This is a genomic window from Mesorhizobium sp. M0998 (genome assembly GCF_040318885.1).
GTDB lineage: Bacteria > Pseudomonadota > Alphaproteobacteria > Rhizobiales > Rhizobiaceae > Mesorhizobium.
Map to the genome: position 1 here is coordinate 1 of NZ_JAMYND010000047.1, position 26,296 is coordinate 26,296.

Annotated in this window: 27 protein-coding genes and 2 pseudogenes; 4 read left to right on the plus strand and 25 right to left on the minus strand. The window is 62.5% G+C overall.

The window, feature by feature from the left end; genetic code table 11:
- Nucleotides 1-538: 538 nt before the first annotated feature.
- Complete coding sequence (locus NKH59_RS28715) at nt 539-823, plus strand: type II toxin-antitoxin system TacA family antitoxin (RefSeq protein ID WP_352453587.1); 285 nt, start codon at nt 539-541, stop codon at nt 821-823.
- On the plus strand, nt 824-1,333 hold the full coding sequence (locus NKH59_RS28720) for a GNAT family N-acetyltransferase (RefSeq protein ID WP_352453588.1): 510 nt from the start codon (nt 824-826) through the stop codon (nt 1,331-1,333). It begins immediately after the preceding gene.
- Between the two features lie 214 nt (nt 1,334-1,547).
- Here NKH59_RS28720 and NKH59_RS28725 read toward each other — a convergent pair whose 3' ends face one another.
- Complete coding sequence (locus NKH59_RS28725; RefSeq protein WP_352502718.1) at nt 1,548-1,691, minus strand: hypothetical protein; 144 nt, start codon at nt 1,689-1,691, stop codon at nt 1,548-1,550.
- Between the two features lie 134 nt (nt 1,692-1,825).
- Between NKH59_RS28725 and NKH59_RS28730 the strand changes: the two are divergent.
- Nucleotides 1,826-2,596 (plus strand): annotated as a pseudogene (locus NKH59_RS28730) (MFS transporter); the annotation flags it as partial.
- Nucleotides 2,597-2,907: 311 nt separating this feature from the next.
- Here NKH59_RS28730 and NKH59_RS28735 read toward each other — a convergent pair.
- The 13 genes and pseudogenes from NKH59_RS28735 to NKH59_RS28795 form a co-directional block, all read right to left on the minus strand.
- Nucleotides 2,908-3,021: pseudogene (locus tag NKH59_RS28735) on the minus strand (SMC-Scp complex subunit ScpB); the annotation flags it as partial.
- Nucleotides 3,022-4,009: 988 nt separating this feature from the next.
- Nucleotides 4,010-5,980 (minus strand): relaxase/mobilization nuclease RlxS, encoded by a 1,971-nt coding sequence (gene rlxS, locus NKH59_RS28740; RefSeq protein ID WP_353023751.1) that lies wholly within the window; start codon nt 5,978-5,980, stop codon nt 4,010-4,012.
- A 193-nt stretch (nt 5,981-6,173) separates the two neighbouring features.
- Entirely contained in the window at nt 6,174-6,860 is a 687-nt protein-coding gene (locus NKH59_RS28745; RefSeq protein WP_352791163.1) for a lytic transglycosylase domain-containing protein, read from the minus strand.
- Nucleotides 6,848-7,396 (minus strand): signal peptidase I, encoded by a 549-nt coding sequence (gene lepB, locus NKH59_RS28750; RefSeq protein WP_353023753.1) that lies wholly within the window; start codon nt 7,394-7,396, stop codon nt 6,848-6,850. Before lepB ends, NKH59_RS28745 begins: the two co-directional genes overlap by 13 nt.
- Entirely contained in the window at nt 7,393-7,662 is a 270-nt protein-coding gene (locus NKH59_RS28755; protein WP_352593330.1) for a helix-turn-helix transcriptional regulator, read from the minus strand. Before NKH59_RS28755 ends, lepB begins: the two co-directional genes overlap by 4 nt.
- Nucleotides 7,663-7,812: 150 nt before the next feature.
- Nucleotides 7,813-8,136 carry a DUF736 domain-containing protein gene (locus NKH59_RS28760; protein ID WP_352835541.1) on the minus strand — a complete coding sequence of 108 codons (324 nt, stop codon included), beginning with the start codon at nt 8,134-8,136 and terminating at the stop codon, nt 7,813-7,815.
- 545 nt (nt 8,137-8,681) lie between these two features.
- Nucleotides 8,682-10,403, minus strand: coding sequence for a ParB/RepB/Spo0J family partition protein (locus NKH59_RS28765; protein ID WP_353023756.1), 1,722 nt, complete (start codon nt 10,401-10,403; stop codon nt 8,682-8,684).
- Between the two features lie 75 nt (nt 10,404-10,478).
- The gene (locus NKH59_RS28770; RefSeq protein WP_352922886.1) at nt 10,479-10,898 is read right to left on the minus strand and encodes a DUF2958 domain-containing protein; all 420 of its coding nucleotides are present in this window, start codon (nt 10,896-10,898) and stop codon (nt 10,479-10,481) included.
- Nucleotides 10,899-10,912: 14 nt separating this feature from the next.
- On the minus strand, nt 10,913-11,059 hold the full coding sequence (locus NKH59_RS28775) for a hypothetical protein (RefSeq protein WP_352922884.1): 147 nt from the start codon (nt 11,057-11,059) through the stop codon (nt 10,913-10,915).
- Nucleotides 11,060-11,110: 51 nt separating this feature from the next.
- A complete protein-coding gene (locus NKH59_RS28780) occupies nt 11,111-12,073 on the minus strand; it encodes an ArdC family protein (RefSeq protein ID WP_352920105.1) in 963 nt (320 codons plus the stop codon).
- Between the two features lie 487 nt (nt 12,074-12,560).
- Entirely contained in the window at nt 12,561-12,881 is a 321-nt protein-coding gene (locus NKH59_RS28785; RefSeq protein ID WP_352707152.1) for a sunset domain-containing protein, read from the minus strand.
- A gap of 58 nt (nt 12,882-12,939) precedes the next feature.
- Nucleotides 12,940-13,167, minus strand: a complete 228-nt coding sequence (locus NKH59_RS28790; RefSeq protein ID WP_352453620.1) for a hypothetical protein — start codon at nt 13,165-13,167, stop codon at nt 12,940-12,942.
- 154 nt (nt 13,168-13,321) lie between these two features.
- Nucleotides 13,322-13,555: a helix-turn-helix domain-containing protein gene (locus NKH59_RS28795; protein ID WP_023679646.1), complete on the minus strand. Its 234-nt coding sequence runs from the start codon at nt 13,553-13,555 to the stop codon at nt 13,322-13,324.
- Nucleotides 13,556-13,683: 128 nt separating this feature from the next.
- Here NKH59_RS28795 and NKH59_RS28800 point away from each other — a divergent pair, with 128 nt between their 5' ends.
- Nucleotides 13,684-13,953, plus strand: coding sequence for a DNA -binding domain-containing protein (locus NKH59_RS28800; protein ID WP_352922881.1), 270 nt, complete (start codon nt 13,684-13,686; stop codon nt 13,951-13,953).
- A gap of 95 nt (nt 13,954-14,048) precedes the next feature.
- On the opposite strand, the gene NKH59_RS28805 is transcribed toward NKH59_RS28800, so the two are convergent.
- From NKH59_RS28805 to NKH59_RS28855, 11 genes are all read right to left on the minus strand, one after another.
- Nucleotides 14,049-15,956 carry a putative bifunctional diguanylate cyclase/phosphodiesterase gene (locus tag NKH59_RS28805; RefSeq protein ID WP_352922879.1) on the minus strand — a complete coding sequence of 636 codons (1,908 nt, stop codon included), beginning with the start codon at nt 15,954-15,956 and terminating at the stop codon, nt 14,049-14,051.
- Nucleotides 15,957-16,258: 302 nt separating this feature from the next.
- Entirely contained in the window at nt 16,259-17,440 is a 1,182-nt protein-coding gene (gene ubiM / locus NKH59_RS28810) for a 5-demethoxyubiquinol-8 5-hydroxylase UbiM (protein WP_353023766.1), read from the minus strand.
- A gap of 423 nt (nt 17,441-17,863) precedes the next feature.
- Nucleotides 17,864-18,016 (minus strand): cbb3-type cytochrome oxidase assembly protein CcoS, encoded by a 153-nt coding sequence (gene ccoS, locus NKH59_RS28815; RefSeq protein ID WP_023679633.1) that lies wholly within the window; start codon nt 18,014-18,016, stop codon nt 17,864-17,866.
- Nucleotides 18,013-20,301: a cation-translocating P-type ATPase gene (locus NKH59_RS28820; RefSeq protein WP_352864727.1), complete on the minus strand. Its 2,289-nt coding sequence runs from the start codon at nt 20,299-20,301 to the stop codon at nt 18,013-18,015. Before NKH59_RS28820 ends, ccoS begins: the two co-directional genes overlap by 4 nt.
- Nucleotides 20,298-20,795: a FixH family protein gene (locus tag NKH59_RS28825; protein WP_353023758.1), complete on the minus strand. Its 498-nt coding sequence runs from the start codon at nt 20,793-20,795 to the stop codon at nt 20,298-20,300. Before NKH59_RS28825 ends, NKH59_RS28820 begins: the two co-directional genes overlap by 4 nt.
- Nucleotides 20,792-22,351 (minus strand): cytochrome c oxidase accessory protein CcoG, encoded by a 1,560-nt coding sequence (gene ccoG / locus NKH59_RS28830; RefSeq protein ID WP_353023760.1) that lies wholly within the window; start codon nt 22,349-22,351, stop codon nt 20,792-20,794. Before ccoG ends, NKH59_RS28825 begins: the two co-directional genes overlap by 4 nt.
- A gap of 111 nt (nt 22,352-22,462) precedes the next feature.
- A complete protein-coding gene (gene ccoP, locus NKH59_RS28835) occupies nt 22,463-23,326 on the minus strand; it encodes a cytochrome-c oxidase, cbb3-type subunit III (protein ID WP_353023762.1) in 864 nt (287 codons plus the stop codon).
- 2 nt (nt 23,327-23,328) lie between these two features.
- Entirely contained in the window at nt 23,329-23,478 is a 150-nt protein-coding gene (locus NKH59_RS28840; RefSeq protein ID WP_352955583.1) for a cbb3-type cytochrome c oxidase subunit 3, read from the minus strand.
- Between the two features lie 11 nt (nt 23,479-23,489).
- Nucleotides 23,490-24,221, minus strand: coding sequence for a cytochrome-c oxidase, cbb3-type subunit II (gene ccoO, locus NKH59_RS28845; protein WP_352493086.1), 732 nt, complete (start codon nt 24,219-24,221; stop codon nt 23,490-23,492).
- Entirely contained in the window at nt 24,212-25,837 is a 1,626-nt protein-coding gene (ccoN, locus tag NKH59_RS28850) for a cytochrome-c oxidase, cbb3-type subunit I (RefSeq protein WP_353023764.1), read from the minus strand. The genes ccoO and ccoN overlap by 10 nt, the downstream gene beginning before the upstream one ends.
- Nucleotides 25,838-25,883: 46 nt before the next feature.
- Nucleotides 25,884-26,186 (minus strand): hypothetical protein, encoded by a 303-nt coding sequence (locus NKH59_RS28855; RefSeq protein ID WP_352618969.1) that lies wholly within the window; start codon nt 26,184-26,186, stop codon nt 25,884-25,886.
- Between the last annotated feature and the right edge of the window lie 110 nt (nt 26,187-26,296).

Here is a 26,296-nt window from a genome sequence, read left to right on the forward strand (position 1 = left end):
TTCAATCTGCGACGGTCGCTCGCGCTGCGCGATGCCAAAGGCTCCGCGCCAGCGCCCGTCGCTTCACCCGCCCAGCAGGGCACAAACCACGCCGGAAACGAACTCAAAACTGGATAGAAACTGGGGGCAACGTCAGTGGCATAGAGCGGCGCCTGAGAATGAAAGTGCCGCCGCCCAGCCTTCATAGCCGTTCCTCCTTTGTGGCGTGACGGCCCGAAAGTCGCCATCGCGTCAGATGTTCATCAGCTTCGGGATAGCCGGGGCTCGTCCGGCGACAGTCATGGCAGCGACTTCGCTTCTGGACCCGCTCATCCGGCCGCCAAAAACAAATGCGCTTTCTAAGCCGTAATTGATCCGCCGGAGCTGACCAAAGCCACCTTGCTCTGGGTTGCGGCAATGGCGACTGGGGCGAGAAGCCGAGAAGAACCGATGCGGCGAGAAATCCTGAGACCATCCGCCACGAGACGTCGCCAGGGAACGTCGGTATTGCGTTCCGCGTTACGCTAACGTATATACGTCCGCAGCACAGGAGCGCGCCATGGCCACCACACCCACCAGGAAGGAAGCACCCGTCTCGATGCGGTTTCGCGACGATGATCTCACCATCATCGACCGCGGCGCGGAGCTGCTCGGCCTGTCGCGCACGGAGTTCATGCGGCGCGCAGCACTCCACGAGGCGCAGGCGGCCATCCTCAACGAAACCGTCATCCGCGTGTCCCCGGAAGCCTATGACGCCTTCATGCAGGCGATCTCAGCCCCGGCCGCTGCGCCCCCGGCGAAGGCGGCCGAGCGGCTGCGTCGGTCCCCGCCCTGGGACCGCTAGGTGGCGCTTTCAGGCATCGAACTCCTCGACCACGCACACCGCCTCGACAGCTTCGATTGCGGCAAGCCGGCGCTCAATGCTTGGCTGGCCGGCTTCGCGCGAACGAACCAGGCCCGCGGGTTTACCCGCGTCCTGGTCGTTCACGACGAGGGAACAGTCGTCGGGTATTACGGCCTCGCGCCGGGCGTGATCCAGCCAAATAGCGCACCGCGCGCCATCCGCACCGGACGCCCGCCCGATCCGATCCCCTGCCTGCTGATCGGACAACTCGCCGTCGACCACCGCTATGCCGGACAAGGCGTCGGTAGCGGCTTGGTCAAGGACGCGCTGTATCGCTGCGTCGCCGGCGCCGACATCGTCGGCGGCCGCGCGGTGGTGGTGCGGGCGATCGACGCCGAGGCAGAGCGCTACTGGCAGAGCTGGGGCTTCATTCCCGCGCGGGACAATCCGTCGGTGCTCATGCGCTCGATCCAGGACGTGAGCCTCTGGCTGGCCGACAAAGGCCACTAGCTCCGCGCGCGTAGCGCCTCCGGAAGCGGCAGGTCTGCGCGCCGGCCTGCCGCCGACCGGGCTCTAGTTGCGGCGTCCCGCCGCTCCCCGAGCCGGCTTCGCCGTCTCGGCGTTCGGGTGACCCCTCACGCAGGGCCAGAGGGAGACGGCGGTCAGAGCGAGGGAGCCCTGGAGAGAAGGGAAAGTCATGATGTCGATGATATTCATAGGGGGTTCACGCGAGATATTTGAGCTGACGGAACCTGCCATCGCTCGGATCCGCCCAATCGTTGTTGCCGTGCACGGCGTGCTGATTGGCGACGCGTCTGGAGCCGATGCCGAGGCGCAGGGCCTGCTCGCGGGCTACGGCTACAAACATGTCGGGGTCTTCCATGCGGCCAAGGAACCCCGCAATGGTCTGGGCGACTGGGCTGCCTACCGGGTCCCGTCTCCTGAAGGTGCTAGATATCCAGCCTTGGCTGGCTGGTGCAGAGCGTGGCTATAAGCTGGCTTATGGCAACGATTTCAGCCTCCGATCTGATGGTTGCGCTCGTGCAGGCTGCATCGACACTGCCCGCCTTCTTCTTGTCGATCCTTGCTGGAGCGATTGCAGACAGCTTCAGCCGCCGCGGCGTGATGCTTGCCGGACGTTGCCTGATCGCACTGGCATCCACGGCGCTGGCTCTCTCTGTTGGACTGGGCTTTGTCAGTCCATGGCTGATCTTGGGACTGAGTTTCTTGGCGGGATGCGGCTTTGCCTTGAATGATCCAGCCTGGCACGCCTCGGTCGGCGACATCCTGGAAAAGCGCGACATACCCGCTGCAGTGACGCTGATGTCGGTGGGCTACAACGTGGTTCGAAGCATAGGACCGGCGCTTGGCGGTGTAATTTTGGCTTTGCTGGGCCCCCTTACGGCTTTCGCCTTCGCTGCGCTGACCGACCTGGTCCCGTTGAGCGCTGTACTGCGCTCCAAGTGGCAAGTTCGCTCTTCGCCTCTTCCGCGCGAGCGGATGACGACGGCCATTCATGATGGCATGCGCTTCACGGCAATCTCCTCGGAGATCAGAGTGGCGATCGTGCGTGCAACCCTGTTCGGGCTGTCAAGCATCTCGATCCTTGCTCTGCTCCCCCTCCTGGTTCGCGACCAACTGGCGGGGGGGCCAATTGTTTACGGCGTCCTGTTGGCCGGCTTCGGCACAGGCGCCTTCATCGCGGGCATTGGCAATAGCTACTTGCGACGCATCACGTCCCAAAATCGATTGATCACGTTCGCGTCCGTTGCTTGGCAGTGAAGTGTTCTCCCTTCGAGCAGCCACGTCGGCGCCGCTCAGAATCTTCGACGAGCGCGCCAGGACAGCATCGATCTCCGCAAATTCTTGCCAGCAGATCGTCCTCACATCATCATGCCCTTGGCTTCAACCGGGCTGGTGCCCTCCCCTTCCCGGCTTTTTGTCCCGACGCTCGGGTCGCGCCGCCCGGCCCGGTCAAGGCCAAAAAAATCGTCGCGGGTGAGCTCCCACTCCGGCTTCTGCCAAATATTCGTCGGCGGGTTCGCAGCACCGCGGGCGCACGGGTGAGCTCGTGGGTAGGAGTGCGGATGGAAGTAGGCGATGCACATCGTCACCAGCACCTCAGATTGTGTGAGGTCCACGGCCCGCTCGTTTCCGCCGACGGCGGCGCGGCGGGCGTCGGTATACGCAGGGCGGGTCCGTCGCCTTGGCCTCAGTTTCGGGGCAATGGCAAGCCCCGGTCCGCGCGGCGCCGAGTTGGGCGGAAAGATCGACGGCGCGCAACGCGGGGCTCCTACGCGACGAGCAGTTTTTCCCCCGGTCTGACCCGGCCTCGACTCCAGATGCCGCAATGACCGTCGCGGCCCGGCGCGATTGATCGGGTCTCATGCCCAAAGCTGCCTCGGTGCCCAGTAGCGGCACCGCATTGCCCCTCCCAGGCGCTGCGCCAGTAAAGCGTCGGCGAGCCAGCATCCGACGGTGCGTTCGAAGCGATCTCATTCGGCGGCCATGATCGCGCCGGTCACCATGCCGCAGCGGAAAGCTGCCGAGCTCGTCTGGTCAGGTCGCTGACCGCCTCGTCGTCGCGGGCGACGATCGAAATCTTCCCCACCGCAGCGAGGTTTCTCCCGTTAGAAGATCCTCAGCGGGATGGGCTGCCAGTTCACGCCCGGTCAACAGCATCCGGCCCGCGGGGTCGACCTTGTCTCCCGGTCGTGTGAGCAGAAGAACATCGCGAAGTGCGGCTTCATCCTCGACGCCGCGAGCCTGCTTCGCCGTACCACGGCCGCCGAAAGCCCTAGGCGCTGTCACCAGGCGCCAGCCCACCTCTCTAGCTGGCGGACCATCTCATCGAGCGCGCCGATGGCTGCACCGTCAGTGATTGCAATGTCCTCAATGCGCCGCAACTGTTTGGGTCGGGGGCAGCCCTGTGCAACCAGGCCGGCACCGCCGCGTCGGCGCGGCTTCCGTGGCACCGGGAAGAGTGCCGTGGTGGCGCAGGAGGGTTTTGGCTCAGAATCATGGAACACGATGAATCATCGCGGCGCATTTTGTAGAGCGAACGATAAGTCTTGCACGACCAGCCATTTATCCCTCGCGAGATCAATGCCGCGGGCAATTAGCAGGCGAACTCCGTCCGGACTGAGTACCTGTTTCAACGCGGGCAAAAGAAGTTGTGTAGCCATGTCACGAAATGCTTGGTCCGCTTCTCTGCCGGCCGATGGTCCATGAAATCCCCTCTGCACGCACGACGCCGGAAACCTCCTTGCCGATATGATGCTCAAGCACCGGCCGCCATGGCACCAGCGTGAACTCGCGCGATTTCTCGATGACAGCGTATTTTCCGCCGGCGAGCTCGACGGAGCGGCGGAGCGTGCCTTCTATTCGATCTCCACTCTGGGCTTCAGAATAAGGCAGACCGAGTTCGTTCGACAACTGGCCGGCCACGCGGTTCAACTCGCGTTGGCGCAGCATCGAAAGCATGTTGGCGCGATAGACGATCCGGTTCTGCTCTTCCCGAGCAAGACCTTGCGCAATCAGCCACTGCCGTCGGCGGCCTTGCGCCTCTCGGACATCGCGGCCGAAACCAGAGCTGTGCAAGGCCTCCGGTATGTCGGAAACCAGCTCTCGATCGAGCCAGGTGGCGCCGTCGAAGCTGACTTGTTGTTCCAGCGGCGTCGATGAGAGCTTGTCAACCGTGACAGGCTCGGCCCCGGCCCGCTGACGCTCGTAGTCAGACACACGGTCGAGATGATCCGGTGCGACGATCCAGGTGCCGTCCGGCTCGCGCTCGACACGACCGGTCGCCCGGCGGATCGCCTCCAGTCGCCGCACGTGCGTTTCGGCAAAGCGTTCGGTGGCCGACGGGTCATGCTTGAGATGGATATCGATGCTGTAGCGCCCGTCATGGGCCGTGGCGATCTCGGCAATTGTGCGGTCGACTTGCCTTGGCCCGGTGTCCCTCGGCGTGACCCGCACTATGCAGCCCTCTGGCGTCGGTTGGGTGGCCTCGCCTTTGCCGATATCAACATAGTGGCTTTTGCCGTCCACGCCGTCGACGACGAGGTAATGGCGGTCAGTGATTTCGTCGGCCAGGCCGCGCGCAATGATGCGGCCGACGACAGGCTGCATCTGCTCTGCAGATCGATCATGGACAACATAGTCGGCGGCACTGCGGGCGAGCCCCTTGCCGGTCAGTTCGCGGTGTATGGTCTTGATGATGTCGCCCCGCTCGCCGATGCGGCGCAGCGTCGCTTCAAGCTCGCCATCAAGGCGCCAGCGGCCCGAGCCGACTTCCTCAGCCAGACCCATCCGCTCGAGCTTGCGCAGGCGGCCCTGGTGCAGCGTCTGGCGAAACGTGTCTCGGCTGGCCGGTGAGACATGCCCCTCATGGTCGCGCATGCGGAGCAGCTGCCGATCGATGCTGGTGAAGCGTTCCCGCTCCATTTCCTGGCGCAGGCGTTGCTCGATCTCGCGGTCCGTTCTCGGGCCAAGGTCGAGGCTGACCAGCTCGGCCGCCCGTTCACGGATTCCAGACGAGATGTAGTCCCGCGCGATGACGAGGTTTTCGTCGCGGTCGTCCTTGCCGCGGACGATAATATGGGTATGCGGATGACCAGTGTTGAAATGATCGACGGCCACCCAGTCGAGCCTAGTGCCGAGGTCTTCTTCCATCTGCGCCATGAGGCGCCGCGTGAGCGGCTTCAAGTCATCATACTCGATGCCGTCTTCAGGGGCGACGATGAAGCGGAACTGATGCCGGTCGCCATCGGCACGATCGATGAAGGCCTTGCCATCAACGCGGTCGCTGTCGGCGCTATAGAGCTCGCCAGGCTCGCCTTCGCGGGTGACGCCGTCGCGCTGGAGGTAGCGAAGGTGTGCACGTGCCCCGTCAACACCCTTGCCGGCCAGCTTGACGATACGCGCCTTGACGACGGCGCGCCGCTGCCGAAACGCCGCGTGGGGGTCGCGCGCTCTGAGAACGGCGGCAGCAGCCCCGCCGCGCCCCGCCCGGCTTCCGATGAAGCGGCCACGGCGACCGCTGCCGCCGCCGGCTCGGTTGATCGCGGCGCGGATCTGGCCGGCGAAACGCTTGCCTGCCTTCGAGCCGCGCGATCCGATTTTGCCCAGGCTCGGCTTGAACTCTTCATCCTGCATTGAGCCTCCTAGTAATCTTAAGCAATATCAGAGGTTTGTCGGCAGCAGCTCTCCTGACGCTGAAGGCAGCCTCCGTGGAAAACGATGTGCAGACAAAGACTTCGCCGCCTCCAGGAGGCGATGCCTTTATCTTGCCTTCCGCGGACCTGCCTCCCTGCCTCCCTGCCCCGCCCGACCCACGGTACCCCTGCCCTCACCTGCGATCCGGCCGGCCTGACCTTGCTCGCTCCGATCCGAGCGGCACCACGATTTGGCCATTCGGATCGGTCACGGAAACACCGTTTCGCAGGAAAAACAGCGACTGCCCGGACGGGATTTCCGGCGCTTTTCCGGAACGGGATTTGCCGGTGAACGCGTCCATGTCGGCGGCCGCGATCCCCGCCGCCTTGAGCTCTTCCAGATACGAAACCGTCTCGCTGGGCAGCGGTCGCCCACGCTGCAAATGCTGTTCGTAGCGGTCCGGCCCAGCGTTATAGGCGGCAAACAGGCCGGGAAAGCCGAAGCGGTCATACATGGCGCGCAGATAGGCAGTGCCTGCCAGAATGTTGTCGCGAGGGTCGTGCGGACTGGCTCCCAGGCCAAGCTCTGCGCGCATCTCCTTGTAGGTGCCGGGCATCACCTGCATGAGGCCAATGGCGCCGGCGTGTGAGGCGATCGGCCGTCCATTCAGCCTTGTCTGCCCCCGGCTTTCGGCATCCATGACGGCATAAATCCAGGGCTGTGGAATGCTGAAACGCCGGCTTGCCTCAGCTACGTAGTGCTGCCATCTTGCCAGCTGCGGACCACGGGAGATGGCGGCCGGCTGAGCGTCGGTCGCGGCGGAACAGGCGCATGGCGCTATCGCGACCATGCCCAGCATCAGGAGGGTTACTCGGTCCATAGCGGCACCAGCCCCCCGACAATATTTTCGGCCGGCACCGGCCCGAAATAGCGGCTGTCGAAGGAGTGGTTTCTATCGTTGCCGAGCAGGAAAAACTCGTCGGCGGCGAGCTTGCGGCAGGCATTCCACCAAGGCAGCGGACGGTGCTGCGTGTCGGTTGCCAGCCGGCGCGCGACAATCTCGCCGCCGATGATGATGGCGTCGCCGAAGGCGCAGACATGCTCGCCAGGCAGCGCGGCAAGGCGCTTGACCAGCGGCACATTGCTGGGCAGATAGAAGCGTTCGGCGGCGAGATCGGCGACCGGTTTTGGCGGGCGGACGAGCACCAGATCGCCACGAGCCGGTGATCCGGACACAACGCGATAGAGGCCGACCGGCGCACTCGCCGAGGCGTTCCAGACCAGCCAGGGCGATGGTTTGGCGAAGGCGACGAAGCCGATCAGGCTGAGGCCTATCGTGGCCACGGCGATCGTCTTGCGCGCCCGAATGCGCCGCAGATGGCTGCCGATCAGACGGATAGTGGGACGCGGGCTCATGAGCGGCCTCCCTCACCGGCCGAGCCGGAATCGTGCCCGCCATCCTCGGGCCTGGTCGCCTGCGCGCGTCCCTTCGACCAGTCGTCGAGCTCGTCGATGTGATAGCGGACATAGCGGCCGTGCTTGCGAAATTGCGGGCCGCCGCCTTTGAGCCGCATCTTCTCCAGCGTGCGCTGGGATAGCCCGATATAGAAGGCGGCCTGCGCGGTGTTGAGAAACGGACTGCCCTTCTTCGCGCGGGCCGCGCGTTCGTTTTCGTCGTCCATGATGGTCCTCGTTTCGTTACGGACAAGCGAAGGCGAGGATCGGCGAGCGAGATCGTTTTGGGGACGGGCGAAGAGTGGGGGGCGAGTTTTCGCCGCCCCCTCCCGAAAGAGCCCCGCGCCGGTTGCGGCGCGGGGCTCGAGGCTGGCGGTTCAGTCGACCGGGTTCCAGATGATGGCGTATGTGTCGTCGTCATCCTGGCCGGCGGCGCGGCCGAGATTGGCGTAGAGCTTGCGCGGGCCGAACTCCGGGGCGGCAATCGACAGGCTCACATAGTCCTTGCCGGAGGTCTCGCCGGTGCGGATCCAGCCGGCCCCTACTTCGACCCCTTGCGTCAGCACCCGAAAGTCGGGATGGGTGTCGGCGCTCTTTGCCTGATTGGGCACGATGTCGATGTCGGCGCGGACGCTGAGCGTCTTGAGCTGGCCCTTGTAGCCGCCGTTTTGCTGTTTGGTGACGTATCCGATCGCGGTCATTTTTAGTCTCCTTTTGGTGCTCGCCGGGGACCATTCCCCTGCGATGGCGGACCGTGATGGGCGCGTCCGGACCGCCGGAACCGGGACGGCCGCAGCGATAGCGGAGGACCCGAGCGGGCAGCTTTTTTGAAGCGAAGCGGCGCGAGGAAGCCGCCGCAGGCGGCGGGGAAAAAAGCTGCTGGCGAGGGTTTCGGGCGGGCCGGATCCGCCCATAGGTCGTCAAGCCAGCCGCAGGGGAATGGTCCCTGAGACACATGGAGACAGGTGGCGCGATCGGCGGCACAACGAGCAGGCGGCATTACAGGGCGCCGGCTGCGCGGGCTCTGTCGGCAACCCGATCGGACAATTGGACCCATGCGCCTGGCGCCTCGGCAAGCAACCCGGCGTGGTGCAGGGCTGCCGAAACGGGGGCGAATTGGCGTCGGGATTTCTCGCGCGCGGCACTGACTCGACAAGACGAGCAATCGGCAGCCGGCGCGGCCCGGAGCGGCGCGCGCGACCTGAGCGGCGGTACTCGAGAGAACCGCCGCTCGGGCCCTGATCGACTATTTGCGGACGAACAGCGGCTGCACTTGTGCCCACTGATCGGCGGTGCGGAAGCCGCCGCGGCTGGTGTAGCTTTCGGCCGGGAATTCCATCCAGCGCGGCAGCCAGGTCTCGATCTTCTGGCGGCCATTCTCGCCCGCCAGGAAGTCGCGGATGATCTTCTTTTGCGTCTTGACCTTCTCGGCGACATTGCCGTCGGCAACAAGCTTGCCGCCGACATCGGCGAGCATCGAATTGACGATTTCCTTGTCGCGCAAGAGGTCGAAGAACGCATCGTCCGGTTCCCACCATGTGCCCATATCGACGTTCAGATGGTTGCCGAGCGCCTCGATGACGGCGCTGCCGGCTGCAAGCGTCTCGGCCATGACAAGGGTGAGAACGCGCATGACATCGTCGTCGCACAGCGCCAAGAGGCGCGCGAACACGCCGGCGATAGCAAAGGCGTCGCCATTGCCGCCGGCGACCACGCCATCCTCATCCGGTGATCCGAGCAGGGCCAACACTTCGCGCCGCTTTTTGCCGAATGCAGCTTCAGCCTTGCAGCCGGCAAGGCTGGCAGTCACCGTCTCGTTGGCCGCGCGCTGTGGCTCACGGCGCACCAGCCACAAGCCGGAACCGGTGATGGCGTGCGCCACCACGAGTCGCAGCGCCACGGCGGGATGATCGAGCATGGCCGCGCGCACGGCCGCATGGCGATGCAGATCGACATAGTTCTGCATCGGGCCGGTGAGTTCGGGGCGCGGCGGCTTGGCGGCTGTTTCTTCTTGCTCACCGCCCTCGCGGGCGCGGCGGGCTTGCTTGCGTGGCAGCCAGCCCTCGTGACACTCGACCTCGCCGCGATGCGAGACAGTGATGACGACCTTGCCGCCCTTCTTCTTCGGGGTCTTCTCGTGGTCCCATGGGTGGAAATACTGGCCCGGCTCCAGCAGCACCACCTCGCTCCAGCCGTCGTTGAGATAGGTGTCGCGTCTGGCGGCAATCGCTTCGTTCTGCTTTTGCCAGAACAGGTCGGCATCGGCGAAATAGCTGTCCTCGCCGAACAGGTCCGAGGTGATCAGGCCGGGATACTCCTCGATGGCAAACAGCGCCACCTTGGTGGGAATCGACTGGCCGCCGAACAGCCATTGCTTCAATTGAAAGCCACGCGGCGCGTATTGATCGGGATCGGCACAGAGTGCCAGCCAGTCCTTCTGCTGCGCCTTGGACGCCATGGTGAGATGGCGCACCGTCTCGGCGTCGATCTCCTCGCGGCGATAGGCTTCGCGGATTTTGGGCAAGAGGTCGCCAAGCGCCAGAATGCGTTTGACCTTCAGGTCAGTGATGCCGAAGGTCGCAGCGAGGTCTGGAACGGTTCGGCCTTGCCTGACGAGCCGCGAAAACGTCTCCCATTGCGATACTTCGTCAGGATCAAGGCGGGCGAGGTTTTCGATCAGCGAAGCTTCCAGCGCATCGGCGTCATCACCGTCCTCCATGATGGCGCAGGGCAAGGGATCGCCTTCGCCGCGCTCGTCGGCAAGCGATTTCGCGGCGAAATAGCGCCGCCTGCCGGCAACGATCTCGAAGGTTTCCGGTTGGCCGTTGGGCCGCACAAGGAGAGGCACCAGCACGCCGCGCGCACGCACTGACGGCAGGATGTCGGATATGTCGGGCGCGCGTTTTCCATGGCGCATGTTGAGCGCGGAAATATTGAGCTGATCCAAGGGGATGTGGGCAAGCTGCATGGTTACTCTCTTTCGCTTTGGTTGAGGTTGTCCCGCCAGAGGCCGAAGGCCGGCGCGGCGGGACGGTTTTTGCGCCTATCGGCGCTGCTGTTCCGCCGTGTCGGGCGGAAGCTCGGAATGGGGCTTTGAAAGAGCGTCTGCTGCCTGCCGCAGAAGTCGCTCGGCCTCGGTGATGTGGCGGCAAATGCGGGCGGCTTCGGCATAGACGGAGAGCGGAAAGCGCGCCTGGAAATGCAGGTCGCGCTCGATGCCGAGGCCAAGCGGACCTTTTACGGATGCAAGCTCGGCCAGACTGACGCTGCCGAGTTCGGGGAAGCCGAAGCCGAGATCGCAAAGGCCGAACAGCGTGTCGCCATCGGCGTCGAGTTCGGTCAAAAGCCACGTGGCGGCACCTGTGGGATTAAACAGTTTCACAACGGGAAAATGGTCAATGTCGGCGTCGGCGGCGCCATTGGCGAGCAGTCGTGCGCGCAGTCGATCAGTGATCAGGATCATGGAAAGACTCCTTGTCAGAACAGGTCGAGTTGATTTCTGCTGGCTTCATCGAAGAGGCCGAAATCGAGCGGCTTTTGCGCCGCGCGCGGACACATCGGCGCGTCCATCAGAAGGGTGAGCCGATCGCGCGTGGTTATCGGCCGAACACCGGGAATGAGCATGCTCGCCTTCCGGCGTCGGCTCGGTCGCGGTCAGTTGAGGATCGCGCATCGTCATGCCGCAATCCCTTCCTGCGCCTCGCCTTCGGCATCGGCCTGAAGGCCAAGCAGGAAATCGGCGGCCTTGGAGGCAAGACTGGCGGCACGGAAGATGGCGCGGTTGTCCTCGCGCAGCACCTTCAGCCATGAGCCGACGTAATCGGCATGACGCACGGTCGGCTCGATACCGAGATTGCTGCAGACGAAGGCGGCAGTGATTTCGGCGACCAATTCTTCACGCGCGTAAGCCTTGGAGCCGAACGAGCCGGAGAGGTCGCGAGCAAGCCGCGTTGGGTGGCCGGTCCAGTGGCCAAGCTCGTGAAAGCAGGTCCGGTAATAGTCGATCTGGTGATGGAACGCCGGCTGCGGCGGCACCTGAATGTGGTCGCTGCCCAGCATGTAGAAAGCGCGATCGCCGCCGACCCTGAAATCCGCACCGCTGGCGCGAATGAGCGTCTCGGCCTGCGGCACGATCTCGCACTGAGGCAGCGGCTCGGCGGCGGCATAGAGGTCTTCCGGAAGATTATCGCACTGCGCGACATTGAAGACGGTGAAGCGCTTCAAAAAAGGCACGGCCTGTGGTTCATCGCCCTCGTGGCGTGCGCGCTCCTTCTCGTCCTTGGGGACAAAGCGGTCGGCATGCACGATGGTCGTGCCGCGCTCGCCCTTCCTGACATTGCCGCCAAGGACGAGCGCCTGCCGGAAGGTGAGCCAGTTCTGGCTGGGATAGCTGCGCTCGATGACCGCGCCCCACAGGATGAGGATATTGATTCCGGAATAGGTGCGCCCAGAGGATGCATTCCTCGGCAGGCCAAGGCCTGCCTTTGCGCTGCCCCATGGCTTGACCCATGGCACGGTGCCGCGCTCCAGCTCGGCAATGATGCGGTCCGTGATCTCCTGATAAAGGCTGGCGCCCGGGCGCCCGCCCTTGCCTGCGCCAGCCTCTGTGCTGGCACAACGCTTGCTGTTTGCATGCATCGTCTCATCCTCCGCTCGCCAATCGCCGCGCCTTTCCCCGGAAGCGGGGTGGGCGGCGAGTCGCGACCGGAAAGGCCCGCCGTGGTAGGCGGACCGCATCCGAAGGACCGGAACGAAGAGGAGGACCCTGAGCGGCACGCGAAGGGTTGCGGGCTGCCGCGGCGGGCCTAGAAGGGAGTGCCGCCCACCCCGCGCCACCGGGAAAGGCCAACAGACAAACCGCGCCGCCCGCAAGGGCGGCGGCCGTCACAGCCCGAAGGGCTGCCCACGCCAAGGGGCGAAGCCGAATGGCCGAGACCGCCTGAGCTTGCCGAAGAAAAGCGGGCTCGGTTCACGAGCACCTGGTGCGCGTCGTCAGGCGCGCGGGCGCCCGCCAGGACGGCAGGCTGGACAGATTTTTCGAACGGATCGCGATAAATACTTCAAATGAATGCTGCACCGAAAACATGTGCAATGCAGCATTTTCGCAAGCATTTACCACGGACGCTCAGACCCGAGACTTCCGCCACCCAGCCTTGCGCGCGGCTTCCTCCGAACAAAACCAGCGCTCGCCTTTCAACAGGTTGATGCGCGTCTCCCAGTAATATTCCTGTCCGGGAACATGATAGATGCGCTCGCCCGTGTTGTAGCTGATATTGGCTTTGATGTTGCAGCCGAGAGCGGCAGGGCCGATTTCGAAGGCAAGAAAGCCAGCCAGGATTGTTCCACCAGCAACGATCTTTGCCCACAACGGAGCGTCCTTCGAACGATGGCGCTCGCCATACCTGCGACGGTTGTACCGATTGTCTTGATAGCGATGGTTGCCCACGCCCCTTCTCCCCGAAGAGTGAATGCGACGTTTGCAGCCTGGAGTCTATAAGTCTGGTCTAATTCACCGGTCCCGTTCCGAACCATTGAATGAACGGCGCATCCTTACCGGTGATATCCTTCACCGTCTTCAACAGCGCTTCATGGGTGCGTTGGAGAGCCCGGTAATGGTTGCTGGTAGGTGATAGAAGCGGCTGGACGATGCTCTGGTGCAGCCGTTCCGCCTCCGCGAGAAAGCGCTCGATTTCAGCCTGTGAAAGCTGCTTGGAAAGTTTGGTCCTAGCCATTGCGATCTCCGTTGAGGAATCGCCCCACCTAGGATTATTATCCTATATCGGCATGGCTTGGTAAAGACCCACCCGCAGCGGAATGGCAGCTTGCCGAAGAAAAGCGCGCTCGGTTCACGGCACCCGCGCGAGCCGTTAGGCGCGCGGGCGCCCGCTAGGACCGCAGGCTGGACAGAATCTCGCACGGATCAGCGTCAAGCGCCGCAGTTAAGTCGAGAAACTCGATGACATCGAGACGCCGCTCTCCACCCTCGTACTTGGCCACGAAGGATTGGGGACGATCAAGCTTCTCGGCCACCTGCGCCTGAGTCAGGCCTTTGGCCTTGCGCAGGGAAACCAGCTGGGCCAGAAACCGCTGGTGGCGGGGCGATCGAAGAGACTTGGGCATGTAGGCGAACCGGTCGGGTAAAGACCGGATCAGCGACTAATCCCGGTTTCGGATTATCCCATTTTGGGATATGCTGCGTTGCATCCAGCGCTCAACAGCCGAGGCTCGCAACAGGCATGAATCGATCAATGGGAACAGATGAGACTCGAAGCTCAACTCTGTGTGACGAAGTCCCCTGGTCGGATAACCTCACGAGCTACGACAGGCAGCATTTCACGATCTACCTGCGGATCCTGGATGCCTGCGCCGACAACGCCAGCGAAGAGGAGATGGCCGATCTCATTCTCGGCATCGACCCGTCCATTGAACCGGTCCGCGCCCGCAAGGCTCTTCGCAGCCATATCGACCGTGCGAACTGGATGGTGACGACTGGCTACAAGGAACTGTTCGCCGGCTGACGCACAGCACGGACTGTCATGCTCTTCAAACAAGGACGTTCAGATACCCGCCATTCATGAGCGCACGGCTGCGAGAGACGGCGCGGCGGGAGCGGTCACAACTGGTTCGCGTGCTGTTTGACTGCCATTTCTAGTGCTTGGCTCAGAGGCACAGCCTTGGAGAACAGGAAGCCTTGAGCGGTTCGGCAGCCAAGCTTGTGCAGGGTTTGCCGATCCGCCTCTGTTTCGACGCCCTCGGCCATGACCTCGATCCCGAGCATGTTACCGAGATCGATGACCGATTTGACAAGCAGTCGGTCCTCTCGGGACTTGGCCAAGCCGCGAATGAAGCCCTGGTCTATTTTCACCTTGCGTATCCGACTGTCCTTGAGCGATGCCAACGTAGAAAAGCCGGTGCCGAAGTCATCGAGCGCGATGGAAATGCCGGCATGTGAAAGCCGTCCGAGCTTTTCATCCACTCTGTCCGGGTCAACCGGGGATTCTTCGGTAATCTCGATCTCGAACATCGTTGCAGGGAGATCTCTTGCCGCCAGACCATCCAGAACCATGTCGTCGATATCGCCGGCTTCCAGTTCGCGCGGTGAAACATTCATCGCCACACGGAGATCACGACAGTCAGCTTTCACCAAGCCGTCGATAAAAGCACAACAGTCGGCGAATACGGTTTGCGTCAGCAGCTGAAGCATTCCGGTTTCGCGTGCAGCTGTGATGATTTCGGGTGGAGAGATGGCACCATGAGTCGGATGGGACCACCTCAGCAAGGCTTCAAAGCCGACCACGGCCTCGGTGTCGAGTTTCACGATCGGCTGGAACCAAGGTTGCAAGCTTCTCGTCTTTATCGCCGAATGAAGGTCCCGTTCGACGGACTGGCGGCGTTGCAGTTCCCTGTCGAGTTCGGCATCGAACAGGCAAAATTCGTTCCTGCCACGACGCTTGGCCGTATAAAGGGCGATATCCGCCCGCAACAACATTTCGGTCAGGCCCGGGCTTTCCGCCAGGTATATTCCTATTGATGCCCCGACCCGGACGGACGCGACCTCGATATAGGGGCGGGCAATTTTGGCTATGATATTGGAGGCGAGATCACTGGCAGAAAGCGAAACCCTCGTTGAGGGAAAAAACAGCACGAATTCATCGCCGCCGATACGAGCGAGCGTTGAGCCTTCCGGTGCTTCCTCCTCTATGCGGCGGGCGATCCTGACAAGCAGTTCATCACCGGTCCTGTGACCGTAGGTATCGTTGACGGATTTGAACCCGTCCAGATCAATCAGCATTGCCACGAAGGGGCTATCCGCGGTCTCGAACCGTCCGATAGCGTGTTCGAGGCCACGCCTGTTGAGAAGGGCCGTCAGGTGGTCCTGCCTGGAACTGGCCTTCATCTCCGCCGCAAGCCGCTCGGCCTCATGCCTCAGGCGGCTCGCTTCGCGGAACCGTGCTTGTCCAACAAACGAAGCTCGAACCAAGCCGCCCATGAAGAGCAGAACGGTAAAAGCCAGAATGTAGTCTTCAAAATTGCCTTTCGCCAAAAGGCAACCCACCGTGATGAGGAGCGGAGGTGTGATGAAGTTGGTCGCCGCCGCGGCATACGAACTGCCGTATGTAACCGCACCAGCTGAAATGCCCGCCAGAATGACCAGATGCAGCGGTGCTTGAGGTGTCGTGTATCCAACAGTCAGGACGGCCAGGAAGGACCAGGCAAACCCTGCCAGAAGAGCAAGGATGCCAAACCAGCGAAGCCGCGGCAAAACCCCCACGAAATTGTCATGGCGCCCCGTTTCCTTTAGCTGATAACGCGCGAGTGCAAGGCGGGCGGCATTTATCGCATTGACGACCAGGAACCAGATTGCAGCGGCAAAGCCGCTGCCAGAAAGGGCGTGCACCGCCCAAATCAGGCCTGACAGGATACCGCTTATCGGCATCGACACGAAGAGGCCGGTCCTCAGGTCAGCAAGCTGATCCTGACGGATTTTGGCCTCCAGCGTGTCTACTTTCTTCGGGGCCATGGACGGACCAGCTTGCTCCCATCGTTGTTCGCGAGGACAAGCTTACGCAGGCCCACTGAAGGACGGGTTAACTATCCAGCGGGGGTAACCAGTGCGCTCACCATGTCTTCGGGGCGCACGTCTGCTCTTGGCCTTGCCGTCTGACCATCAAGGTCTCGCCCGCACGCGTGCCTTGATCCGAATCATCCCAGGATCGGCAACGTCACCATGGAAGCAGCCTTACGAACGGCATCAAAACGCCCGGCGAGACAAAAGGAAGCCGGGCCGAGATAGCGTTCCAGAGCGGCAGCGCTGCCTGCGATTCACCGCCTGAGCATGGCCGAAATGCCATGGCGGATAAAGGGAAGATATTGGGCAAAGCGAAGCCCTGCATGTCTTGCAAGCCGTGCCGCCGGGTGCTCGCCTGAGTAGAGAGCGACAAGTGCATTCGTAGCATGATAGAGCGGTGCCGCCGACAGACGCAGCCGGCTTTCGTATCTGCCGAGTATGTCGGGATCAGCAATGTCGCGGCGCTCGCGACATGCCGCCAGGATTCTATCGGCGAGTTGCTTCTGGCCACTGAGGCCGATGTTGAAGCCATGCGCGGTCACCGGGTGCATGCCGAGGGCAGCATCGCCGATCAGTGCCGCACTCGGAGCCCAGAACTTGTGCGCCCAGGTCGTGACCAGCGGATAGGCATGGCGGGTGCTTGCCAAGGTCATCTCTCCGAGGCGTCCTCGACACCGGCTCGTCGATTCCATGAGGAACAAATCGTCGTCGAGAGCAAGCAGTCTGTCGGCCTCGCTTGAGCGCAAAGTGAGAAGCAGCGACGATACGCCTTCCATGAGCGGCAACATCGCTATCGTCTGATGGTGATCGAACCATTCGACCGCGATCTGGTGATGGGCGCGCTCGTGCCTCACCCGGCAAATCAGCATGGAGTTGCCAAGCCGATTGATGTCGGCGCCAATGCCGAGCAGGTCGCGCGTCGCGGACAAACGCGAATCCGCTGCAACGAGCAGCCGAGCGGCCAATTGCCTGCCATCACAGAGCCTTATGACTGCTTCTTTGTGGCTGGTTGTTGCATTGAGGACCGAGTGGCCGCACAGCAGCCGGGCATGATCCTGGAAGCGGACAATCTTGAACAGGGCGTCGCGGATCCGACAATTTGGGACCAGAATTCCGAGTGGTTCCCCAGATCCGCTGGGAGAATCGAAGCTCAGGGCGAAAGGGCTCGATCCGTTGAGCACGCGCGCGCCTTGTAGCGGTGATTTGTCCGAAGCGGGGATGGCATCCCAAGCGCCGAGCTCGCGAAGGATTCCAACCGATGCGTGGGTCAGCGCGATCTCGCGACCGTCGAAAGCCGGATTCGCCAGGCTTTCGAGCGACTGCCGTTCAACCACTGCCACCTTGAGTCGGCTCTGGGCAAGCGACGCGGCGAAGGAAAGTCCGACCGGCCCGGCTCCGACGACAATAACGTCGAATGTATCGACAGAGCCGGCCATCAGCGTGCCGCCATTGCGTCGGCTATCTGCGACGAAGGGCACTGGAACGCATCGCAATCGATCCACGGTTTGCGGCTCATCTCCCCAAGCGTCTCCACGCGACCTAACCGTCCGTTAGACATCCGTTCTCCGTTCAAAAATGCTCAATGAAACCATGCCTATGAAGAGATAACCCTGATCTGGATCAACCAGGCTCGATAAACGCGGCAACGGCGGGTTCACGGTCGACTGGTCGACCGCCACACCATGGTCTGGTCAGGTCATCATGGAATGGCCGGCTTCCCGTTCGGTGCGGCCCTTTCCTGGCCGAAAGTTCGGCAACGTATTCTGGCTGATCCGTTCGCACCCGTCGCGCGCCGAAATCGGCATGACGCGAAGCAACCGCGGAAAATATTCGAGCGAGTCCTCGCAGGGCAGGCTGGGTCAACTGCGTGGCTCGTCGCGGTCGATCAGGATCCGCTCGGCGGCGCCATCGAGATCTTCATATTGGCCGCTCCTCAAGGCCCACAGGAACCCCGCCAGCCCAAGCGCTCCGAGGAACAGGGCCACAGGTATGAGGTAGGCGAGCGTCGTCATGAGGATTGTGCCAGTGCGCCAATGTCCGAGCGCCTGTCATGTCGGGCATCTTGCACCGATGCATTTGACACGAAACCTTGCAGACGTAGCGCATTGCCGATGACCAGGAGGGACGAGGCGGACATCGCGACCGCCGCGATCAGTGGCGTAACGTGCCCCAGAATGGCGACCGGCACGGCGATGCCATTGTAAACGATCGCGATGGCGATGTTCTGCCGGATCAGCCGTCCGGCCTTCCGCGAAATGTCTAAAGCAAGTGGGACCGCCAGAAGACTTTTACGCAGGAACACGAAATCCGCGGCGTTGCGACCGATATCCGCCGCCGTGGCCGGAGCGATCGAAACGTGTGCGGCGCCCAATGCAGGCGTGTCGTTGAGCCCATCGCCGACCATCAGCACCTTGTGGCCAGTTCGCGTCAATGCTTCGATGTGTTCGACCTTCCCGGAGGGAAGCAACGCGGGAACGAAGCGCTCGACGCCCAGTGCTTCCGCGACTTCGCCGCAGGCAGCTTCTGTGTCGCCCGACAGCATCTCCACCGACACGCCGGCGCCGTTCAGTTGCTCGATGGCCGCCTTGGCATCGGCACGCAGCTCATCCTCGAAATCGAAAGTCGCGACAATGACCCCGTCCTTCGTCAGAACGGTTCCGCCATAGCCTTGTTTGCCTTCGCCGCCGATCCGAGCTTTCCACTCACGCCATCCGCGGCGACCCAGCCGCCAGGTACTGCCCTCGGCGATGGCTTCGATGCCGAAGCCCGGATGCTCGCTGACGGACGCGAGTTTCGGCTGGCCGGCAAAGGCTGCATTGCCAGCGATTGCCTTCGAAAAGGGGTGGCGGGAATGCGCTGCCATCTCGGCCGCCATGGCGAGCATCGTCGGATCGATGGACGGCGCATTGATCAGCCTGGGCAGTCCGAGCGTAAGCGTGCCGGTTTTGTCGAACAATGCCGTGTCGATCCCCGCCAGGCGCTCCATGGCGGAGCCGTCCCTGACCATGACGCCGCTTTCAAACAGCCGCCGCGCAGCGACCACCTGCACGATCGGCACGGCGAGACCGAGCGCACACGGGCATGTAATGATCAAAACGGCGATCGCGATTGTTATTGCCCGGTGCCAGTCGCCGGTCGCCGCCATCCAGCCGAGGAACGTCACAAAGGCGGTGAGGTGGACCACGGGGGCATAGAGCGCGGAGACGCGATCGGCGATCCTGCGATGGCGGGCGCGGCCGCCCTCTGCCGCTTCCATCAGCCGAACGATTTCGGCCAGGAACGAATCCTTCGCGGCGGCCGTCGCCTCGATGGTCAGCGGACCGGTGAGATTGAGTGTACCGGCCTGGACCTGCGCCCCCGGGCCCACCGTTCTGGGCGTGCTTTCCCCGGAAACCAGGGAACAGTCGAGATCCGATGCCCCGCCAATGATCCTGCCGTCGATGGGCACCCTCTCGCCAGCCGCAATCAAGAGCTCCATTCCTGGTTCGATCTCGCCAACCGGCAAGTAGTCGCGCGAACCATCCTCGCGCAGCACCATGGCGCCGCGCGCCGCCAGCCGAGCCAGTCCGTTTACGGCCGTCCGTGCCCGTTCCCGCATCACGTGATCCAGCGTGCGGCCGATCAGCAGAAAGAACAGCAGCGACACCGACGCGTCGAAATAAGCATGGTCGCCATGGTTGATCGTCTCGTAGAGGCTCATGGCGTAAGCGAGCGATACCCCGACCGCGATCGGCACGTCCATGTTCATGCGGCTGTGGCGCAGCGCATTCCAGGCCGAGCGAAAATAGATGCCGCCGGCGAAAGCGAGCGCAGGAATGGCAATCAAGGCCGAGACCCAATGGAACAGGTCGCGGGTCGCGCCTTGCGCGCCGGACCAGACGGAGACTGATAGCAGCATGATGTTGCCCGCCGCAAAGCCGGCGACCGCGACGGCGCGGATCAGTTCCGAGAGCGTCCTGTCCTTCCCGTCAGCCTCGGGATCGAACAGGTGCGCGCCATAGCCCAGCCGTCCAAGTGTGGCGACGAATGGCGGAACCTCGTCGCCGCGCCACCGGACCGAAACACGTTTCGTTGAAAGATTGACACGAGCGCCTTCGACGCGATCCAGCTTGCCGATCGCCGTCTCGATCGTCTGGATGCAGGCGGCACAATGCACGGCCGGCACCGAGAGGTCGGTCTGGCGAAGATTTTCGCCAATCGAGCGGCTCGCCAGTCTGATTTCCTGGCCAGAAGGCAGGACCAGTGTGACCTTTTCCAGGTCCAATGCCATTTCGGCGCCTGGCGCGCAGCAGCTCATTGCAGCGCCCCGTGGGAAATCATGATCCGGCGAACGTCGCGATAGGGTTCCGCAAGGCTCGCATCGGCGTCGATTTCGACGATCCAGACGCCATCCGTGGGCATGTGGTGCGCGGCGAATATCTGACCGGAGGCAGCCTCAAGAGTGACGGATTTGTCCTCGGCCTCGTAGGCGGGATGACGAAACAGCACCTTGACGCCATGCAAGGCAACCGGCTTGCCGACAGCATCGGTGAGGCTGTAGCGGACCTCACCGCCTGCGATGGTCAGTTTGCCAGTCCAGCCAAGGGCTGCCTGCGCGCGCCCTTCCTCGGCCTTCCTGTTGAACTGCTGGCTCGCCACATAGATGTTTTCGACGACAAGCCCGGTCCAGCTTGTGTTGGCGAGCGTCGCCATCGTCAGATTGACCGCTATGACCACGCCGAAGAAGCCAAGGATGGTGAACAGCATATGCCTGCCGGTGAATTCGCGGGATTGTCGCGAGGTGTCGCTCATCTGGCGCTCTCCGGTGCGTTGAAAGTGGCCGTATATTCGTCCGACTCGAACGTTGCCTTGTTTTCGACCCGGAACTTGAAGTTTTGCGCTGTACCCCGAACCTGATCTGCCGGCTGACGCACGAAAACCTTGAGCATCTTCAGCCGGTCGGGTTCGACCGGGATGGCGAAGGAGCGATCCGCCGGCAGGTCGATGCCGACAACGCTCATTTCGGCTCCATGCAGGCCCTGCATCGTGACAATGATCGTTCTTGGTTCGGGGATCATGTTAAGCAGCTTGACGGTGTAGCCGTTGCGGATCGAACCGTCGGACAGCGTCACGAACTGCGGGTTGCGATCGTGCAGGACATTCAATTCGAGCCGTTCGCGGGTCAGCAGCGAATAGAGCAGCGCGAGACCGACCGCCGACCAGGCGCCCATGTAGATGAAGGTGCGCGGGCGAAAGATCTTGCGGATATGGAAACGGGCCACCTTGTCGGAGAACAGGCCGTCAGCGCTCCTGACCAGTGACGGGTTGACTGAACCGGAGCCGCCCGGGGTCGCCAGCATCATGTTGGCGTTGTAGTCGGCCAGCGTCGCATAGGAAATCAGTCCGCGCTCCCTGCCGAGCTTGTCCATGATACCGTCACAGGTATCGATGCAGAGCGCGCAGGTGATGCATTCAAGCTGCTGGCCATCACGAATGTCGATCCCCATCGGGCACACCGCGACACAGGCATTGCAGTCGACGCAGTCGCCGACGGGCTGCCCGGCGGCAAGGACCCTCTTGGCGTGACGCGAGCGCGGTTCGCCGCGCCAGTCATTATAGGTGACGGTGAGGGAATTCTCGTCGAGCATGGCCGCCTGGATGCGCGGCCATGGGCACATGTAGGTGCAGACCTGCTCGCGCATCAGCCCGCCGAACGTATAGGTCGTCGCCGTCAGCACGGGCACGGTGATGTAGGCGATGGGGGCGGCGGTGCCGGTGAAGAGTTCCCCAAGCAACGTGGGCGCATCGGCGAAATAGAAGATCCAGGCGCCGCCGGTCAGCACCCCTATGACCAGCCAAATGGCGTGTTTCGATGTTCGCAGCACGAGTTTGCGCGCAGTCCAGGGACCGGCATCGAGCTTGATGCGCGCGTTGCGGTCGCCCTCGATGGCTCGCTCGACGACCAGAAACAGATCGACCCACACGGTCTGCGGGCACGTATAGCCGCACCAGGCCCGGCCGACGGTGGATGTGATCAGGAAAAGGCCGATACCGGCCATGACCAGCAGGCTGGCCACATAATAGAATTCCTGCGGCCAGATCTCGATGAAGAAGAAATAGAAGCGGCGGTTGGCAAGATCGACCAGCACGGCCTGGTCCGGGGCAAATGGCCCGCGATCCCACCGCAGCCAGGGTGTCAGGTAGTAGATCCCCAGCGTGATTGCCATCACCGACCACTTGAAGCGGCGGAAACTGCCAGAGGCCCGGGCCGGGAAGATCTTCTTGCGTGCGGCATAGAGCGGCTGACGGGTCTTGGCGGAGTTGACCGCATCGGCTTCGAGCCGTTCTATTTGCGTGTTATCGAGCACGAGAAGCTCCAGTCACCAGCGACCCATCGGTTTCTGGATGATGCCGAGGCCCGGCTCGCGCCGGGCCTCGTCGCTTGGCGGTGGGGGGGAGGACGAGAATAGGCTGCGTACCTATTCTCCGCCACCAAGCGAATGGACATAGACCGCGAGTTCCTTGGCCTTGATCTCGCCGAGACGCCCGATCCAGGCCGGCATGACGCCGTGCTTCGGCGCGCGGACCTGCGCGGCGATGGCTGTTTCGCCAGACCCGTATAGCCAGATCGCGTCGGTCAGGTCGGGTGCGCCGAGCTCCCTGTTGCCCTTTGCATTCTCACCATGACAGGCCGCACAATTCTCGGCGAAAACATTGGCGCCGAGTTCGATCAGGCTTGTGTCCTGAACAGGATCGGAGAGGCTTGCGACATAGGCGCCGACCTGCTTGATCTGATCCGTCGTGATGATGTCGCCAAAAGCAGGCATTTCCGACAGGCGCGTATCCGGGTCTGATGCGAAGCGGATGCCGTGCGCAATCGTCTGCTGGATCTGTTCGGCGTTGCCACCCCACAGCCAATCGTCGTCGTTTAGGTTGGGAAAACCCTTGGACCCTTGAGCGCCCGAGCCATGGCACTGCACGCAATTGACCTTGAACGCGGCGCCACCTGCGGCGACGGCGAATTCGCGTAGCGTATCGTCGGCAGTAATCTCGGAGACGGTCTTCGCCTGAATGGCAGCGACAAATTTACCCTTGGCCACTTCGGCCGCCGCCAGTTCATTCTTGACGTCTCTGCGGCTCGAATACCCCAGCACACCCCTGGTCGCGGAAGTCAGCATCGGCCATGCCGGATAGATGACGGTGTAGCCGATCGCCCAGGCAATGGTGATGTAGAAGGTGATGACCCACCAGCGCGGAAGCGGGTTGTTGAGTTCCTTGATGCCGTCCCACTCATGGCCGGTCGTCGAGATACCCGAAACCTCGTCGATATGCTCGCTGCCCATGATCAGTCCTCCTTGAGAGGAATGTGAGCGGCTCTCTCGGCTTGCCTGCGGCTGCCGGGACGAAGTGCAAAGGCAACGCATCCGAGGAAGAAAAGCGCCATGGCAAGCAGGCCCCAGCTGTCGGCAAACTCCCGCATGAAATTGTAGGTCATCGCCATTCTCCTCAGCGGTAACCGGCGGCTTCGTCATAGGTCCTGAAATCGACCAGCGTGCCGAGCATCTGCAAATAGGCGACCAGCGCATCCATTTCGGTGACCTGCTGTGGATCGCCGTCGAAGTCCCCAACCTTGGCTTTCGGATAGCGTCTCTCCAGGCCCGATGTGTCGGCATTCGCATCGGCCTGCGCCATGAGATCGGCATTGGCATGAGCGATCATGTCGTCTGAATAGGGCACACCGACACGGCTGTTGGCGATCAGATGCGTCGAGAAATCCTTCACCTCGATGGGCATGTCCTTCAGGAACGCGTAGCTCGGCATGATCGATTCCGGCACCACCGAACGCGGCTCGGTGAGATGCTGGACGTGCCATCCGTTCGAGTAGCGGTCGCCGACCCGGGCGAGATCCGGCCCGGTGCGCTTCGAGCCCCACTGGAACGGGTGGTCGTACATCGACTCGGCCGCCAGGCTATAGTGGCCGTAGCGCTCGACCTCGTCGCGGAACGGCCTGATCATCTGGCTATGGCAGAGGTAGCAGCCCTCGCGCACATAGATGTTGCGCCCGGCGAGCTCGAGCGGCGAATAGGGCCGCATGCCTTCCACCTTCTCGATGGTGTTGTCGAGATAGAAGAGCGGCGCGATCTCGACGATACCGCCGATCGTTACGACCAGCAGGGACCCGAGGAGAAGAAGTGTGGCGTTCTTCTCGATGACCGCGTGTCTGTCCATCAAGCCCATTTTCCTGATCGCACAGGCTGGAGGGCGGGGATGGAGCGCGGCATCGGATCCTCCTCGCGCTGGTAGCCGAGGATGGTCATGGCGATGTTCCAGGCCATGATGAGGGCGCCCGACAGATACATCGCGCCGCCGATGGCACGCATGATGTAGTAGGGATGCATGGCGGCAACGGTTTCGGCGAAGGAGTAGACCAGGAAGCCCTGCTCGTTGTATTCGCGCCACATCAGGCCCTGCATGACGCCGGAGACCCACATCACCGCGGCGTAAACGACGATCCCAAGCGTCGCCAGCCAGAAGTGCCAGTTGACGAGCCGCAGCGAATAAAGCCGGTCGCGATTCCATAACTTCGGGACCATGAAATAAATCGCGCCGAACGAGATCATGCCAACCCATCCGAGCGCGCCCGAATGGACGTGACCGATGGTCCAGTCGGTGTAGTGAGAGAGCGAGTTGACGGCCTTGATTGACATCATCGGGCCTTCGAAGGTCGACATCCCGTAGAAGGCGATGGCCATCACCATCATACGGATGATCGGGTCGGTGCGCAGCTTGTCCCAGGCGCCCGAGAGCGTCATCAGGCCGTTTATCATGCCGCCCCACGAGGGCATCCAGAGCATGATCGAGAACACCATGCCGAGCGTCTGGGCCCAGTCCGGCAGGGCGGTGTAGTGGAGGTGGTGCGGACCGGCCCAGATGTAGAGAAAGATCAAAGCCCAGAAGTGGATGATCGACAGCCGGTAGGAATAGACCGGTCGGTTGGCTTGCTTGGGCACGAAATAATACATCATCCCGAGGAAGCCGGCGGTGAGGAAGAAGCCGACGGCATTGTGGCCGTACCACCATTGCGTCAGGGCGTCCTGTACGCCGGAGAAGGCTGAATAGCTCTTGGAGCCCAGGAAGGAGACCGGCATCGACAGGTTGTTGATCACATGTAGCATTGCGATGGTCACGATGAAGGCAAGGTAGAACCAGTTGGCGACATAGATGTGCGGTTCCCTGCGCTTTAGGATCGTGCCGAGGAACAGGATGAGATAGGCGGCCCAGACAACGGTCAGCCACAGGTCCACATACCATTCGGGCTCGGCGTATTCCCGGCTCTCGGTGATACCGAGCAGGTAGCCGGTCGCGGCCATGACGATGAACAGCTGATAGCCCCAGAACACGAACCAGGCGAGATCGCCGCCGAACAGCCGAGCGCGGCAGGTGCGCTGGACGACATACAGGGACGTGCAGAGCAGCGCGTTGCCGCCGAAAGCGAACACAACACCGGATGTGTGCAGCGGCCGCAGTCGGCCGAAATTGAACCAGGGCTGGAGGTTGAGATCCGGGTAGGCGAGCTGCAGGGCGATGACCACGCCGACCAGCATGCCGACGACGCCCCAGAATACGGTGGCGATGGCGCCATAGCGGATTGGCCCATCCATGTAAGCGGCGGGGTCGATCGGAACTGCCGGCTTGAACTCCGTGTTGCGCAACAGAATCGCAGTGAAGCCAGCCACGGCGAAGAACAAAACCCACATATGCCGCCGAAAAGGTTCATCTACGCCGAAGCCGGCAGCCACCAGGGCCGCAAATGCAAACAGGCTTAGAAGGACGATCTCTGTGCCGAATTTCATCGCAAGCCCCGATTTCCAATTCCGGCGGGCGCCAAACCGCAGTGCCTTATTGCGCAGCCGTGGCCTGCTCGCCCTGATCCATGTCAGAGCCGCACGATTTTGCTTCGAGCAGCATCGAGTTCGGTGCGATCAGACTGCGGCGATCGAATGTGGAAGCGCAGCATCGGCCGCCACGCTTATGGACAGGCCCGGCGTCCCGGGTCGGGTCGGGTATAGAGGCGATCGCGGGCGTGTGGGGAAGCGCGCCTTCTGTGACGCTGGAAAGTAGGCAGATGCCTTGCCGAACCTCGATCGTTTCAATGCCTTGGGACAGCCAGCGCCAGCGTTGCGCTGCCTTCGTGACATTCATGATTCGGGGTAACGGCGATTTTCCCCTGCGTATGAGGCGTATTGACTTCGGCCGAGTGCGATCCTGCCTGGAACAGCCGGTTGCACGTCGAGCACCTCGAGGATGGATGC